13 protein-coding genes are annotated in these 15,670 nt (G+C 68.5%); 6 read left to right on the forward strand and 7 right to left on the reverse strand.

The features are described from left to right. On the reverse strand, positions 1 to 915 hold the full coding sequence (locus tag OHA18_RS42935) for a D-2-hydroxyacid dehydrogenase (RefSeq protein WP_329001195.1): 915 nt from the start codon (positions 913 to 915) through the stop codon (positions 1 to 3). Between the two features lie 43 nt (positions 916 to 958). Then, positions 959 to 3,001, reverse strand: coding sequence for an alpha-amylase family protein (locus OHA18_RS42940; protein WP_329001197.1), 2,043 nt, complete (start codon positions 2,999 to 3,001; stop codon positions 959 to 961). Positions 3,002 to 3,060: 59 nt separating this feature from the next. Between OHA18_RS42940 and OHA18_RS42945 the strand changes: the two genes are divergently transcribed. Further along, the gene (locus tag OHA18_RS42945) at positions 3,061 to 3,855 is read left to right on the forward strand and encodes a hydroxypyruvate isomerase family protein (protein ID WP_329001199.1); all 795 of its coding nucleotides are present in this window, start codon (positions 3,061 to 3,063) and stop codon (positions 3,853 to 3,855) included. On the opposite strand, the gene OHA18_RS42950 is transcribed toward OHA18_RS42945, so the two are convergent. Continuing rightward, positions 3,830 to 4,744: a LysR family transcriptional regulator gene (locus OHA18_RS42950; protein ID WP_329001201.1), complete on the reverse strand. Its 915-nt coding sequence runs from the start codon at positions 4,742 to 4,744 to the stop codon at positions 3,830 to 3,832. The two genes, OHA18_RS42945 and OHA18_RS42950, sit on opposite strands and share 26 nt — an antisense overlap. Before the next feature lie 78 nt (positions 4,745 to 4,822). Here OHA18_RS42950 and OHA18_RS42955 point away from each other — a divergent pair, with 78 nt between their 5' ends. After that, positions 4,823 to 5,728 (forward strand): DMT family transporter, encoded by a 906-nt coding sequence (locus OHA18_RS42955; RefSeq protein ID WP_329001202.1) that lies wholly within the window; start codon positions 4,823 to 4,825, stop codon positions 5,726 to 5,728. Beyond that, positions 5,725 to 6,744, forward strand: coding sequence for an alpha/beta hydrolase family protein (locus tag OHA18_RS42960; RefSeq protein ID WP_329001203.1), 1,020 nt, complete (start codon positions 5,725 to 5,727; stop codon positions 6,742 to 6,744). Before OHA18_RS42955 ends, OHA18_RS42960 begins: the two co-directional genes overlap by 4 nt. Positions 6,745 to 6,765: 21 nt before the next feature. On the opposite strand, the gene OHA18_RS42965 is transcribed toward OHA18_RS42960, so the two are convergent. Together OHA18_RS42965 and OHA18_RS42970 are read right to left on the reverse strand one after the other, a co-directional pair. After that, positions 6,766 to 7,452, reverse strand: coding sequence for a hypothetical protein (locus tag OHA18_RS42965; protein ID WP_329001204.1), 687 nt, complete (start codon positions 7,450 to 7,452; stop codon positions 6,766 to 6,768). Between the two features lie 20 nt (positions 7,453 to 7,472). After that, positions 7,473 to 7,817 carry a hypothetical protein gene (locus OHA18_RS42970; RefSeq protein ID WP_329001206.1) on the reverse strand — a complete coding sequence of 115 codons (345 nt, stop codon included), beginning with the start codon at positions 7,815 to 7,817 and terminating at the stop codon, positions 7,473 to 7,475. Between the two features lie 160 nt (positions 7,818 to 7,977). On the opposite strand from OHA18_RS42970, the gene OHA18_RS42975 reads away from it, so the two are divergent. Continuing rightward, positions 7,978 to 9,957 (forward strand): sensor histidine kinase, encoded by a 1,980-nt coding sequence (locus OHA18_RS42975; protein WP_329001207.1) that lies wholly within the window; start codon positions 7,978 to 7,980, stop codon positions 9,955 to 9,957. Beyond that, on the forward strand, positions 9,954 to 10,616 hold the full coding sequence (locus OHA18_RS42980) for a response regulator transcription factor (protein ID WP_329001208.1): 663 nt from the start codon (positions 9,954 to 9,956) through the stop codon (positions 10,614 to 10,616). The genes OHA18_RS42975 and OHA18_RS42980 overlap by 4 nt, the downstream gene beginning before the upstream one ends. 104 nt (positions 10,617 to 10,720) lie before the next feature. Here OHA18_RS42980 and OHA18_RS42985 read toward each other — a convergent pair whose 3' ends face one another. Then, positions 10,721 to 11,716: a helix-turn-helix transcriptional regulator gene (locus OHA18_RS42985; RefSeq protein WP_329001209.1), complete on the reverse strand. Its 996-nt coding sequence runs from the start codon at positions 11,714 to 11,716 to the stop codon at positions 10,721 to 10,723. Positions 11,717 to 11,771: 55 nt separating this feature from the next. Here OHA18_RS42985 and OHA18_RS42990 point away from each other — a divergent pair, with 55 nt between their 5' ends. Beyond that, a complete protein-coding gene (locus OHA18_RS42990) occupies positions 11,772 to 12,902 on the forward strand; it encodes an epoxide hydrolase family protein (protein ID WP_329001210.1) in 1,131 nt (376 codons plus the stop codon). Positions 12,903 to 12,940: 38 nt separating this feature from the next. On the opposite strand, the gene OHA18_RS42995 is transcribed toward OHA18_RS42990, so the two are convergent. Next, the gene (locus OHA18_RS42995) at positions 12,941 to 15,670 is read right to left on the reverse strand and encodes a caspase, EACC1-associated type (RefSeq protein WP_329001211.1); all 2,730 of its coding nucleotides are present in this window, start codon (positions 15,668 to 15,670) and stop codon (positions 12,941 to 12,943) included.

Consider the following 15,670-nt stretch of genomic DNA (forward strand, 5'->3'; position numbering starts at 1 on the left):
CTAGTAACCGGCAATCTTGTCAACGACGTTGTGCAGCGGTTCGCCGGCCACGAACCGGCGAATGTTGTCGGCGACGATCTCCTGCGAGCGCCGCAGTGTCCCGTCGCTCGTCGCGCCGTTGTGTGGCGTGACGATGACGTTCGGCAGCGACCAGAACGGGCTCTCCGGCGGCAACGGCTCCACGCCGTGCGCGTCCAGCCCGGCGCCCGCGATCTGCCCGGACCGCAGCGCCTCCAGCAGCGCGTCGTCGTCGGCGATGCCGCCGCGCGAGATGCAGATGAAGTACGCCGACGACTTCATCCGGGCGAACTCGTCCGTGCCGAAGACACCGGCCGTCGACGGCGTCCGCGGGGTCGTGACCACGACGAAGTCCGACTCCGCCAGCAACTGGTCCAGATCACACAGCTCGTCCACGTTCGGCGACGGCTGGCCGGGGCGTCGCCGTACGCCGAGGACGCGCATGTGGAACGCCTTCGCTTTCAACGCGAGATCGAGGCCGGAGTGGCCCAGACCGTAGATGCCGACCGTGCGCCCGGCCAGTTCTCCGTGCCGGTAGTGGTCCCAGCGATGCTCGGCCTGTGCCCGCATCCACCGCGGTACGTCGCGGTTCAGCATGAGCATCAGCAGGATCGAGTGCTCGGCCAGCGAGATCCCGCCGTTGCCCGCACTCGAGGTGAGGACGACCGGCGACGCCCGCATCTCGGGCGTGAGATCGGAGTCGACACCGGCCGACGGGCTGTGCACCCAGCGCAGCTTCGGCGCCTTCGCCAGCACCTCCGGCGGCACGTGCGCGATCACCGCCTCCATCTCACCGAAGACGTCCGCCGCGTCGTCGAGCGAGTCGACGAACCGCACCGGCACCTCCCCGGCCGCTGCGGCGTACCCGGGCGATTCCTTGCCAACGACAACAATCATCAATTCGGTCCCGTCGGAGAGTTCAACCGTCCAATGACCAGCTTCATGCCTGGCTCCAATTCACGTGCACGACCTCCAGCAGTCCGGCGGTCGGGATCACGACCTCCACCCGGCCGCCGGACACGGCCGGCTCGACGTCGACTCCGGCCACCACGAGCCGGACCTTCACCCGATCGGTGGGTACGGCGATCGACACAGTCTGCGGCGGCAGCGGCAAGGTCTCCCGGATCGGCCCGCGCATCGCCATCGGGTTCGTCAGGTTGACCAAGGCAACGGCCGCGCCCGCGTCGCCGCGGTAGACGGCGACGTCCACCAGCCCCGCGCCTTCAACAGTCACGCCCGGTGTCTTCCCGAGCGCCCACGAGACGGCGTTCGCGATCAGTCGCCCGTGGTCCGGCTGCAGTGCCTCCCAGAAGATCGCGCCGACGTTGAACGCGAAGTACACCGTCCGGCCGCCCTTAGCGTTCTCGGTGCAGACCACGGCCGGCTTGTCCGGCGCCTCCCGCTGATAGACCTCCTCCATCGGCAGATCCGGGAAGTCCGGGATGAAGCGGAACGGCGCCTCGGCGGCCGACGACACCCCGATGATGTGGGTGCCGCCAATGATCCGCGTCGTACCGTCGAACCCGGCGTTCACCGGATGCGGGTCCGTCAGCGCGATGTAGTTGTTCTGCACCGGCCGGCTCTTGTCGCTCAGCTGCACCTCGAGTACGTCGCCAAGCCCGAAGTCGGAGCGCGCCGCCCCAGCCTCGTCGTACAACGAGCTCTGGTACGCCGCCACGAGCGACCCGCCGCCGTCGACGTACGAGCGCAGGATCGCGCACTGCTCGTCGCTCAACTGCTCGGCGTTCGCGAGTACGACGACCTTGAACGCACGCAGTCGTTCGAGGGTCATCACCTGGTCGGAGACGAATTCGAACGGGATCCGCGCCTCGACCAGCGCCTGGTAGAAGCCGTCCTCGTGATCGTTGTCTCCGGCCCGGAGTTGTCCGGTCCGGCTCGCGTCGAGGACGGCGACCTCGGCAGTGATCCGCAGGTCGCGCAGAACGGGTTCGACCGTCGCGTGCAGGTTGAACGCCTCGACGACCGGCGGCACCCAGCGCTCGTCCGCGATGCTCGCGTTGAACTTCGTGAACCACGGCAGCGCACCCTGCGCGAACCCGTCGACGATCCAGGTCTTCGTCTCCGCGGCCGGCGCGACCGAGTCCTTCCAGCGGTACTTGTGCTCCGGCCCGACCGACGTGATCAGCTGCACCGGCCGATCCGGGAACACCCCGCGGTTGCGCTTGCCGTTCCGCCCGGCCGCCCACGGCGCCTCGATCCCGTGCCGGCCTTGTTTGTCGACGATGAACAGCGGCGCGACCGGCCCGACCAGATCGCGGGCCAGGTCCCGCGCCGCGAGCGCACCCAGGTTCGGCACGAACCGTGCGTGCGGCCGGAGATCCCGGACCGCCTGGTCCCAGATCCCAACCAGTTCACCCAGTCGCCTGCGCCGCCACGCGACGTACTCCGGCCAGCCGTCGCCGTGCTCTTCGAGTGGCAACTCGAGACCGGCCTCGTCCCGGAACGATTTCCGCGCGCCTTCGCTGTACGAGATCCCGTAGTACCCCTCCCACCGGTTCGCGAAGACCGCGTCCACGTCGTACTCACGGACGATCTCGCGGATCACCTCGGTGATGAACTGCCGGTGGTACGGCGTGAACGCGCAGGTCAGCCAGACGCCCGGGTACGCCCAATGCTCGATCGGGTTACCGTCCCGGTCGCGGGCCAGCCACTCGGGGTGGGCCTCGGCCGCGTCGGCATGGATCGCGTGCGGATCGACACGGGCCATCACGGCCATGTCGAGACCGCGGGCACCCTCGACGAGCGTGCCGAACGGGTCGGTGCCGGAGAGGTACTTGCTGCGGTAGTGGTACTCGAGCTGGGTCGGGTAGTAGGCGACGTACCCGCCGGCGCTGATGCAGGTCGCGTTGGACTTGCTGTCGCGCATCAGCCGCAGCCAGAAGTCTGCGTCGAAGTGTGCGGGATCGTCCTCGGCCAGGGTGAGCTGGGCCCAACGGGTCGCGGTCCGAGACCAGTTGTCCATGCGCAAGATTGTTAGACAAGAATGCAGGACTGGCAAGACCCGATGTTAATCTCCGGGCCATGGAGTACCGCGGCCACGAGCTGAGCGCGAACGTGTCGATGCTGTTCACCGAGCTGCCGTACCCGGTCCGGTTCGCCGCGGCCGCCCAGGCCGGTTTCCGGATCGTGGAGTCGTGGTGGCCGTTCGCCGTACCCGATCCGTCTGCCGCCGAGATCGACGACTTTGTGCGGACCGTTTCGGCCGCCGGTGTCTCGCTGAGCGCGTTGAACTTCTACGGCGGAGACATCGCCGGCGGAGAGCGCGGGGTCGCGTCGCATCCGGATCGGCAGGAGCAACTCGCGGCCAACGTTTCAGCCATGGTCGGCATTGCCGAGCGGACCGGTTGCCGGTTGTTCAACCTGCTCTACGGGCAACTCGACGATCGCTGGTCGCCGGACGAACAGGCGAAGACGGCGTCGGATGCGATCCGTTCTGCCGCTGCGGCTGTCGGCGCCCTGGGTGGGACGGTGTTGATCGAGCCGCTGACGGAGGGCCTGAACGGGCGCTATCCCCTGCTGACCGCGGACGACGTACTGCGGCTGCTCGATGCACTGGATGACGTCGACAATCTGTCGCTGCTGTTCGACACGTTCCATCTCGGCAGCAACGGCGTCGACCTACTGGCGACGGCGGCCTCGGTCCCCGTTGCGCATGTACAGCTCGCCGACAGCCCGGGCCGCGGCGAGCCCGGATCCGGAGCGCTGCCGATCGACGCCACGCTCGATGCGCTGAAGGCGGCGGGCTATCAGGGCGCCGCGGCCTGCGAGTACAAGCCGACGACGGACACGCTCACAAGTCTGGCATGGCTCGGCTAGCCGCCTCCGTCAGCGCGTCCGCAACCGCAGCTACCGCAGGCGTTCGGGTACGGCGGGTCAGCAGGAAGACCGTCCGTCCGACAGCTCCTTCGGCCGGCAACCGTACGGCGACACCGGGCGCGCCTTCGCCGATGACCAGATCCGGGAGCAGTGCGCCGGCGCCCGTCGTACGGACGAGCTCGATCAGGATCAGGAAGTCGTCCGAGCTGTAGCGGAGATCTGGCTCGAACCCGCCGAGCTCCCGGCAGACGCGGACGTGCATCTCGCGATGCCCGGTGCCTGGCTGGCAGGCCGCCCAGGGCAACTCGGCGAGATGAGCCATGGGGACCCGGTCGGCCGCGGCCTCGGGGTGGTCTTCCGGGAGTACGACGCGGATGTGTTCGCGGAGCAGGTGCTCGCGGCGGAGGTCGGCGTGTACGGCGCGCGGCTGGCCGTCGTACTCGTCGCCGACCATCACGTCCAACTGCTGCAACCGGAGCGCGGGCGCAGCCTGTTCGACCTCGAGCTCGGCGGCTTCGACGCGGATATCGGGATGGGCCGCGGCGAGGCTGCGGATGGCCGGCGCGACGATGCGGATGAAGGCGGACTGGAACGCCGCGATCCGGACGACTCCGGCGACCCGCCCAGCGGCGACCGCGGCGAGCTCCGCCTCGGCCGCCTCGACTCCGTCCAGCAGGGTCGCCGCGTGCCGCACCAGGACCTGGCCCGCGGCGGTGAGTCTGACGTTGCGACCGATCCGCTCGAGCAACGGCGTGCCGGCTTCGCGCTCCAGGACGGCCAGCTGCTGCGAGATCGCGCTGGGCGAATAGCCGAGCGCTCGGGCGGCGCCGTGAACGGTGCCGCGACCGTGGACCTCGCGGAGCAGACGCAGCCGGTGCAGATCCATCATTCGTTCAGTTTAGCTTCACGATGCTGTCCGTGAAGCCGCGATAGACGTGAACGGTCTACTGGTCGGACCATCGATGTCGTGGGACGCCTCTTCTGCCTTCTTTCCGCCGCCGCCTTCGGGGTCATGGCCGTGTTCGGCAAGCTCGCGTACGACGCGGGCGTGTCGGTCGATGCACTGTTGCTGGTCCGCTTCGGCCTGTCCGGCGGACTACTACTGATCGTCGCGCTCGCCCGTGGTTCACTGCGCAACCTGCCGCGGCGGGCCGTGCTGACCGGGCTGGGCATGGGCGTGTTCGGCTACGCCGCGCAGTCCGGGCTCTACTTCTCCGCGCTCGCCCGGCTGGACGCGTCGCTGGTCGCGCTGATCCTGTACCTGTACCCGATCCTGGTAATGGTCGCGGCGATCGCGCTGCGGCGGGAGCGAGCCTCGCGCCGGCGCGTGTGGGCGTTGGCGATCGCGGTGATCGGGATCGGGCTGGTGCTCAGCGGAGCGCTAGCCGGGCGGTTCGACTGGCTGGGCGTGCTTTTGGCGCTAGGCGCACCAATCGTCTACACCGGCTACATCCTGGTGGGCGATTCGCTCACTGCGGACGTACCGCCGCTGGCGTTGACGGCACTGGTGTGTACCGGGGCCTTCGGCACCTTTCTTGTCCTCGGGCTCTTCCGCGGCACCGATCTGAACTTCGCACCCATCGGTTGGCTGTGGCTCGCGGCGGTCGCGTTGATCAGCACGGTCGCCGCGATCCTGCTGTTCTTCGCCGGGATGGCGCGCGTCGGTCCGTCGGTCGCCTCGATCCTGTCGATCTTCGAGCCGGTGGTGACAGTGGCCGCGGCGGCCGCGGTGTTCGGCGAACACCTGAGCGCCACGCAATGGATCGGCGCCGCGATGGTGCTGTCCGCAGTACTGATCGTGCAGTGGCGGACGCAATCGTTGCCGGAACTTTCGCAGACTTCTCCGAAGGCGACGGCAGACTTGACGGTATGAGCCGGATGGCGTGGGCGGGGGTCGTCGCGATCGTGACGACGGTCGCGATGGCCTGTACCACCGACGACGCGGCACCCCCTGCGCCGCCGTCGACCGCCACCTCCCCTCTGCCCACCGCGCCATCCCCGTCTGCAGTGCGGCCGGTCCCCACTCCGGTCAACCCGCTGTCCCTGCAGGCGTTGATGACGAAGAAGTACAACGGCGGGGACTTGAAGCTGGACCGGGTCCTCGCCCGCAACCCGGCGTACACCCGCTACCACGTGTCCTATCGCAGCGGAACGTTGCGGATCTCGGGAATCATCAACATCCCGTCGACACCGGGACCGCATCCGGCGCTCGTCCTGAACCACGGCTACATCGATCCGGCCGTGTACACGAACGGCCGCGGGCTGATGCGCGAGCAGGACTACCTCGCGCGCCGTGGGTACGTCGTCCTGCACACCGACTACCGCAACCACGCCCAGTCCTCGAAGGACGCGAGCTCCGAGCTGAACCTCCGGCTCGGCTACACCGAGGACGCCATCAACGCGGTCCTCGCGCTGAAGACCTCGCAGTACGTCGATCCCGCGCGGATCGGGATGCTCGGCCGTTCGATGGGCGGCGGGGTCACGTACAACACGCTCGTCGCGCAGCCCGGGCTGGTGAAGGCAGCCGTTGTGTTCGCGCCGGTGAGCTCGGACGCGGTCGACAACTTCAACCGCTGGACCCGACCGGATCGCCCGCTCGCCACCCAACTCCTGCGCCGGTACGGCGAACCGTCACGCAACCCGTCGTTCTGGCGGAATCTGTCAGCGGTGAACTTCTTCGACCGCGTCACCGAACCGGTGCTGATCCATCACGGCGAATCCGACTCGACCTGCCCGATCGCCTGGTCCCGCGACAGCCTGGCCGCACTGAAGACGGCCGGGAAGAACGCGACGCTCTCCACCTATCCCGGTGAGGAACACGCGTTCGGCCCGGCCTGGCCGACGTCGATGGCGCGGACGGTGACCTTCCTCAAACAGCACGGGGTTTGACCGCGCTGACGGCGTACATCGTCAGGGCAGCGGTTGCCACTCGTCGTCCCGCATCCGGATGATCGCCCACCCCACCGCGGCGAATCCGGCGGCCTGCAGACCCCAGCCGATCAGGTCGAGCGTGTGACTGCCGAGGATGATCGCGGCAACGAAGTGGATCGGCTGCGAGACGATCACCGCGATGGCGCCCCAGCGCGGCCCGACGTGGGAGCGCCACATCGCGAGGCCCAGCAGGATCGTGCCGAAGACGTGACCGATCACGAACACGAAGCCGGCCACGTTCATCGAACCGTGCGTGATGTCGGCCGCCTTCGCGATCGACGCCGGGTCGAGTCCCGCCGTACCCGCGGACCAGGTGAACACGTCGCTCGAGGCGGTCCACGGCAACGACAAGTACCCCGGGATGAGCAGGAACAGGGCGACCGCGGTCAGCCAGGGTGTACTGCGACGAGTCAGGCGGCCGACGAAGTACACCGCGGGCACCAGCGTCAGGAACCCGATGTAGCCGAACCACAGCACCAACGAACTACGGCCGAGATCGCCGACGATCTTGTCGACGATGGTCGGTACGTCGTCCGTCGTGTTGTACGGCAGGAAGTACCGCAGCAACGCGATGGCTGCCGGGCCGATCGGCAGGATCAACGCAGCCGTCCATCGCCAGAGCGGCCGGATGTCCGCGTGCGTCGTAGGTGTCACTGTCTGGGTCATTTTCTGGGTCACTTTCTGGTTCATCGTGCACCTGCCAGTTCACGCGACGGCAGCAGGACCGCCAGTACGCCGACGATCGTCGCGCCGACGCCGACGCCGGCCGCGATCACGGCGGCGGCGGGAACGTCGGAGACGAAGAACGCCGGGACCGACAGCAGCGCCGACGCGATCCGCAGCGTGAGCAACGGGACCAGCGGCCACCGCTTGCCCCACCATGCGAGGCCCACCAGCACCAGGCTCAGCAGCCCCAGCGCCGAACTGCCGATGGCGATGCTCATCGGCGGGTGGTCCCCGTCCGTCATGAGCGGCGTGAACAGATCCACTACCGCGAGTAGCCCGAGTACAACCAACCCGAACTTCTTCATTTCCCTTACCCCCTTGTGAAGCGATTCCGACTGCCCAACCGTCGCTCGGCCGGCAGTGGTCGGGCCTGGGCATGCGCTCCCTGGTGTCCAGGCGGTTCCCCGCCCGGACCGGGAACGCGATCCCGAGACGCCGGGAACCCTTTGGGCGCACACTTCGGGTATGACCACCACCGCAGCGGGCCGACGGGGCCTCGCCGGCCTGCTCGCCGGCTTCGTGGTTGCGGAGGTCGCGGTCGCCGTCGGCTACCTCCTCGCGATCGGCTGGGGCTGGCACGAGCTGGTCGACTCGTTCATGGTGACCAACGGTCTGATGGCGCTGACGTTCGGCCTGTGCGGCGCAGTCATCGCGTGGCACCGGCCGTCCAACCCGATCGGCTGGCTGTTCCTCGCGGACGGGATCGGCCACGCGACGACGCCACTGGCGGGCGCGATCGCGGAGTTCCTCGCCGACCGGGGCGGATCGATGTCCGCGCAACGTGTCTTCGTCACCATCTCGTCCGCTGCGTGGCCGTGGTCGATCGGTCTGTTCCTGCCGCTGGCGCTGCTGCTCTTCCCGACCGGCCACCTGCTCTCGCCACGCTGGCGCTGGGCGGCCGTCGGCGTCATCGCGACCGCGCCACTGTTCGTCCTGGAGATGGTTGGCAGCGGAGACCCGATCGCCTCCGATCTCCCGCGGGGCTACCTGGAGATCCCGTCGTACGACGCCCTCGGGCCGCTGTGGGCCTTGACCGAGCTTCGCAACCTGGTCGCGATCCTGCTCGCCGTCGTCTGCCTGACGATCAGGTACCGCCGCGCCGACGAAACGGGCCGGCGGCAACTCCTGTGGTTGCTGCTGGCATCGGTGATCGCGATCCTGTTCGTCACGCCCTGGGCCTTCATCGCGGGGACGCCGATCCTTGTGCTGCTGGCGATTCCGCTGATCCCGATCGCGGTGGCGGTGGCGATCGTGCGCTACCAGCTGCTCGACATCCGGCTCGTGATCTCTCGCGCACTGACCTGGGCGTTGCTGTCCTTGGTTGCCGTCAGCATCTATGCCGTCCTGGTCGCGCTGCTCGACTCGCTGATCGCGTCCCAGGTCGGGCGGTCCGCGGCGGTCACGGTCTTCGTCGCGCTGATCATCGCGCCCGTCCTTCCTCGTCTGCAACACCTTGTCGACCGGGCGCTGTACGGCGATCGGCACGACCCGGCGCGAGTCGCGTCGCGGGTCGGCGAGCAGCTGTCCGCTGGGCTTCCAGGTGTTGTCGCCGCGATCCGGTCCGCGCTGCGTCTCCCGTACGCCGCGTTGACGGTCGACGGTCAGGTGATCGCGATGGACGGTACGCCGGGTGCCGTCGTACCGCTCGAGCTTTCGTACGGCGGCGAGGTTGTCGGATCGCTCGACGTCGGGGTGCGGTCGGGCGAGTCCGGATTGTCGTCGGCGGACCGCAGCGTGCTCGGGCTGGTCGCCGTACCGCTGGCTGTTGCTGTGCACGCGACGCGGTTGTCCGCTGAGCTGCAGTCGTCGCGGGAAAAGCTCATCTCCGCCCGCGAAGAGGAACGCCGCCGTCTCCGCCGCGACCTCCACGACGGCCTCGGGCCAACGCTTACCGGCATCGCCTTCTCGGCCGACGCGGCAGCGAACCTCATCAGCACAGATACCAACCAGGCGATAGACCTTCTCTCCAGGTTGCGCGCTGACACCCGGACCGCCATCGGCGACATCCGCCGACTCGTCGACGACCTTCGCCCGCCAGCGTTGGACGAACTCGGCCTCGTCGGAGCGTTGCGGCAGCGCGCCGACCAGATGTCGTTCCGTGCCGACGGCTCGGCCATCCAGGTCGCGGTCTCGGCCAACGGGCTGCCGACCTTGCCGGCCGCGCTCGAGGTCGCCGCGTACCGCATCGCGACCGAGGCGCTCACCAACGTCGTACGGCACTCGCGCGCGACCTCCGCAGTACTCGCGCTCCGCTGCGGCAGCGACCTCGAGATCGAGGTGACCGACGACGGCCCACCGAACGGCGCATGGCGTCCCGGCGTCGGCCTGCAGGCAATGCGCGAACGCGCAGCCGAGCTCGGCGGCAAGTTCGAAGCCGGCCCCACACCGCAGGGTGGTCTTGTCCGCGCCCGCTTCCCCCTGACCGCCGAACTGGAGGCGCGATGACCGCAGGCGACCTGCCCGACACCATCCGCGTCGTCCTGGCCGACGACCATCCCGTCGTCCGGGCCGGGCTGGCAGCGCTCCTGACTTCACTGCCGGGCATTGACGTCGTCGGCGTCGCCTCGACAGGCCGCGAGGCTGTCCGCGAGGTCATCACGTCCCGCCCGCAGGTCGCCGTACTCGACCTCCAGATGCCCGACCTCGACGGTTTCGCCGCCACCCGCGAACTGGCTCGCTCCGCACCGGACACCGCCGTACTCGTCCTCACCATGTTCGAGGACGACGACTCGGTCTTCGCCGCCATGCGCGCCGGCGCCCGCGGCTACCTGGTCAAAGGTGCCGAACAAGAAGAAATAGCCCGAGCCATCCGCGCCGTCGCCGCCGGCGAAGCCATCTTCGGCCCCGGCGTCGCCCGTCGCGTCCTCACCTTCTTCTCCGCCCCACCACCCGCCGCCGACCCGTTCCCCGAACTCACCACCCGGGAACGCCAGATCCTCGACCTGATCGCCGCCGGCCTCTCCAACCCAGCCATCGCCGACCGCCTCACCCTCGCCTCCAAGACCGTGGCCAACAACGTCACCACCATCTTCACCAAACTAGGCATAGCCGACCGAGCCACCGCCATAATCCAGGCCAGAAACGCGGGCCTGGGCAACCAATGACGTACCGAAGGACGGGTAGTGGTGCCTCCGTCTCCCATCTCCCCCGCCTGCCGCGTCCCGCCTGACCGCCGATCCCCCGACCACTACCCGTTCTTCGGTACACCTCAGCGGATCGCGTTGAGGTAGCGGTTGCCGACCGTTTTCAGGTGGGTGATGAGGTCGGGTGGGCCGTCGATGTGGAAGTCGAGGCCGAGCATGCCGATGTAGACGGCGACGATTTCGAGGGAGTCGGCGCCGGTGACGAGGACGCAGGTGTTCTCGTCGACGGACTCGACGATGCCGACGGCGGCGTGGATGCGGGACAGGACTTCCTGCGCCGGCGCGAACACCGTGATCCGGGCGTGCACCTTCCAGCCGGTCGACGCGACATCGCGGAGTACGAAGTCGGTGTAGTCGTCGCCCGGCATCGGGCGGGCCTGGTAGCGCCGACCCGTTGCCATCCGCAACGACATCCAGTCGACCCGGTACGTACGCCACGTGCCGCTCTCGTCCCGCGCGACGAGGTACCAGTAGCGCTGCCAGCTGACCAGGCGGTACGGCTCGACCAGGATCGGCAGGTCCTGTACGACGCCTGATCCCGCGCCACGCATCGGGCTGCCCGCCGCGACGGCGTACTCGAAGCGGAGGTAGTGCTCGTCGCGGATGCAGGCCGCGATCGTCGCGAGTACGCCGGGATCGATCTCGGGATCGGCCACGTTCGACCCGGTGTTGTCGGGGCCCTTCTCCATCGCCCGGTGGATCGCGTTGACCTGGCGCTGGAGGCGGTGCGGGAGGACCTGCTCGAGTTTCGTCAGCGCCCGCGCACTGCTCTCCGCCATCCCCATCACGCCGGCGCCGGTCCGCAGCCCGACCGCGACGGCGACGGCCTCCTCGTCGTCGAGCAGCAGCGGCGGGAGCTTCGCGCCGACGCCGAGTTGGTAGTGGCCGGACGGGCCGCGGGTCGCGTCCACCGGGTACCCGAGCTCGCGGAGCCGGTCGATGTCGTTGCGGATCGTCCGCGTCGTCACCTCGAGCCGCTCCGCGAGCTCGGTCCCGGTCCAGGCCGGCCGGGTCTGCAGCAGGGCGAGCAGGCTGAGGAGGCGTTGCGAAGTCTCGAGCAAAATCAGTCTCCCAATTAGGAATCTAATGTTCCTATACGGATTCTACGGTAAACCCATGAGCACAAACGAGAGCATCCGGTCCTTCACCGTCACGATCGACCAGGCCGACCTGGACGACCTGCAGGCCCGCCTCGCCCGGACGCGGCTGCCCGAGCCGGCTCCCGGCGACGACTGGGACCTCGGCACCCCGAACCACTACCTCCGCGAGATGGTCGACCACTGGCAGGACGGGTTCGACTGGCGTGAGCAGGAGGCGCGGATGAACTCCTTCCCGCACTACCTCACCGAGATCGACGGCCAGACCGTCCACTTCATCCACGTGCCGTCCGCGGTCGAGGGCGCGACGCCGCTGCTCCTGCTGCACACCTACCCGGGCTCGTTCGTCGACTTCCTCGACATGATCGGCCCGCTGACCGACCCCGCGTCGTACGGCGGATCGGACGCCGACGCCTTCTCCGTGGTGGTGCCCTCGATGCCGGGCTTCGCCTTCAGTACGCCGCTGATCGACCGGGGCTGGACGATGGCCCGGGTGGCGCGGACGTACGACAAGCTGATGCGGCGGCTCGGGTACGACTCGTACGGCGCGCACGGGTCCGACGGCGGCGCGATGATCTCGCGGGAGCTCGGCGTACTCAATCCTGACGGCTTCCTCGGGCTGCACGTGCTGCAGCTGTTCTCGTTCCCGTCCGGCGAACCGGCCGAGTTCGAGAAGTTCACGCCGGAGGACTACGCGGCGCTGGAGCACCTGAAGTGGTTCCAGTCGGTCGGCGGGTACAACGCGATCAACTCGACCCGCCCGCAGACCGTTGCCGTCGGCGTCTCCGACTCGCCCGTCGGCCAACTCGCCTGGAACGAACTCTTCAACAGCTTCGGCAACGGCACCAGCCTGGTCAGCCGCGACCAGATCCTGACCGAGGTCTCGCTGTACTGGTTCACCAACAGCTCGGCCGCCGCCGGCCGCTACCACTACGAGGAGGCCCACGCCGGCGTCGAGCCGCAGCTCAACCACGCCCCGACCGGCGTCGCCGTCTTCGCCGACGACTTCAAGACGATCCGCCCGCTGGCCGACCGCGACAACACCAACATCGTCCACTGGTCCAACTTCAAGGAAGGCGGCCACTACGCCTCCCTCGAACGCCCGGACGACGTCACCGCCGACCTCCGGAAGTTCTTCGGCAACCTGTGATCGTCGAAGGCCGGCCCGCAGACCGCGGGCCGGCCTTCTCAGCTCTTCAGCTCGATCTTGTCGATCACCTTCGGCCCGACGGTGTCCAGCACGAGGATCCCGTCCTGGAAGAAGTTGCTGACGTACATCCGCTGGCCGTCCTGACTGACGGCCAGCTCGACGGTCGCCCCTAGGTCGTCGGTGAGTGATTCGACGACCTGATGCTTGCTCAGATCAACGATCCGGACGACGTCGTTGGCGCCTTCGGTCCCGAGGATGTAGAGCCTCTTGCCGTCCGAAGCCGCGATCCTCGACCCGTCTGGCAACGGCTGGGGCGTCGGCCGCGTCGTCTCGACGTTCGTGTTGATGACCGCGTACGACGAACTGCCGAGCGCGTACAACGCTCCGTCCGCACCCGGAGTGAGATCACGGAGCTTGGACTCCACCGGGATCGGGCTCCGCGCGGGTTGCCGCGTCAACGTGTCGATCACCGCGACCGTGTCCGAGTCGCCACCCGCAATGTAGAGCCGCTTACCCTTGTCGTCGACGGCGATGTCCGCCGGGTTCGCTCCGCTGGCCAGCGGACCGCCGACCGTCTGCATCGTCTCGGTGTTGACCTCGGTGATCGTCTGACTCTTCTTGCTGAGCACGTAGAGGCGGTGGGCGGCAACACTCAACGTCAACTCGGTGGGCTCGGGCGCGACGGCGATCGGCTGGCCGACCACCTTCCACGCGGCGACGTCGATCACCGAGATCGTGCCGGAGCCCGAGTTCGCGACGTACAACGTCTTTCCGTCCGGCGAAAGGTCGAGTCGGCTGGGCTGGACTCCGACCCGGAGCGCGTCGCCGATCTGCTTGCGAGTCGTCGTACTCAGCTTGATGATTCGTTCGTTGCCGATGTCGGCGGCGTACAGGAACTGGCTGTCGGGACTGACCGCCAGGCCGATCGCGATCGGCGCTCGAGCTGCGGGCGGTACGACGGCGACCGCGACACCACCGAGTACGGCGGGCGCGAGCAACGTTGCCGCCATGAACCAGCGTCCTGTCGGCAGGTTGGCCGCGGCCGGTCTGATGACACCGACGATGCCGAGCAGCAACCAGACGGCGAACAACACCAGCAGCAGTGAGCTGAACCCTGCCGCAGGGTGGACGAGGCCGATCCAGACGACGAATCCGCCAACCACCCAGCCGGCCAGGAACGGCCGTCCGAGGTTGAGCAGCGGACAGGCCAGCGCCAGCTCGGCGCCGAGGATGCCGAGCACGACCGGGCTCAGGCGGTCGAGGAGGTCCGGCTTGAAGAGGTGCGGCCCACCGCGGTAGGCGTCGACCACCATCACCAGGATGAGGATCGCGGCGGCGGCGCCCAAGAGCACGAGGCGGAGCTCTGGGCGCGGCCGTCCAGGGCGCCATTTGATGAAGCTGACGACACCCGCCGCCAGCCAGGTGCCATGTGCGGCCGCATCGAGGTATCCGGGAAGGCGTTGAAGTCCGACCGGGATCAGATGCGTGAGCCAACTGGTCAGCAGCAGAGCACTCACAAGACCCGGCACCGACAGGCCCGCAACGAAGGCGGCCCCTGCCTCGCGAAGCCTCAACTGCGCGACGACCGCTACGACCAGGACAGAAGCAACAGCGACGGAGTACCACGTAGCGTCCAGCACCGCGGCCGCAACCGCCAGCCCCGCGGCCGCTACCGTCAACAGGAACACCGCCCAGTCGACCGTCGGCAGACGCACGCGGTCACGCCACCGCCGTACCGTCGCCCGGGGGGCGCCGCCGAACGTCGGTCCGGCCGCGGCCCGCCGTCGTACCTGAGGTGATGCGACCGGCTGCGGCCTGGTCTGCGGCGGCGGGGCGTCGAGGTACGCCTGTGCAGTGGTGGAGATCGTCCTGCTGTCGTCGTTCGTGAGCTCTTCCAGCTTGGCTTTCGCCGTCTCGCGGACGTGCTCGTTACTTGCCTGGAGCAACTGTCCGAGCTCCTGGAGACCTGCCTCCCGAAGCGGCTGTAGCTGACTGCCCAGGTTCGCGGTGATCCGCTCCGGCAGCGTCCACCCGACGTTGGCCGCGATGACGGTCCGGCCCTCGACGTCCGCGAACTGCTTGGGCCGCTGGCTCGGCTGCTCGGCGACCACCGCGTCGTACACGTATCGGTACAGCTCATCGGCGGTGATGTCGCCGTCCGCATCGAGATCGGCCGCGCCACTGCGCAGACCCTCGACCACGTGGCGGGTGAACACCGACTGCGCTGCCTCGCCGTGGATCTGACTGCCTTCGAACGCGTACTGCGTGGAGTCCGTTGCCGTCAGCACGATCCGCCCACGACCACCGAGCTCGGTCTTCGTGTGGACAGCCGAATCCGCCTTCGCGAGCTGCTGGACGGCGTACGCACCGCCGTAGCAGCAATCCAGGATCAGGATCTTCTGCCGCGCAGAACTCTCCGCGACGGCCTCGTCGATCATGTGCGCCGGCAGCGCGCTGAACCGGAGCCGCTCACGTCGGGTGTTCTTCATCGCCAGGTACAAGCGGCCGTTGTCGTCCTTCAACCCGTGGCCGCTGAAGTACAACAGCGTCAGATCGTCACGCTCGGCCGTCGCGTAGAACTCGTCGATCGCCTCGCCCACGCGACTCGTCGGCTCGTTGATCAGCATCTGCACCTCGAACCCGGCAATCGCTGGATCCTCGAGCACGTCGGCCAGGGCCTCCGCGTCCTGCGCCGGTGTGTTGAGCTGGCGCAGGCCGGCGTCCTCGTACTCGTACGTGGCCACCAGCAACGCGCGGCGACGCCCCAC

The sequence above is a fragment of the Kribbella sp. NBC_00709 genome (assembly GCF_036226565.1).
Lineage (GTDB): Bacteria > Actinomycetota > Actinomycetes > Propionibacteriales > Kribbellaceae > Kribbella.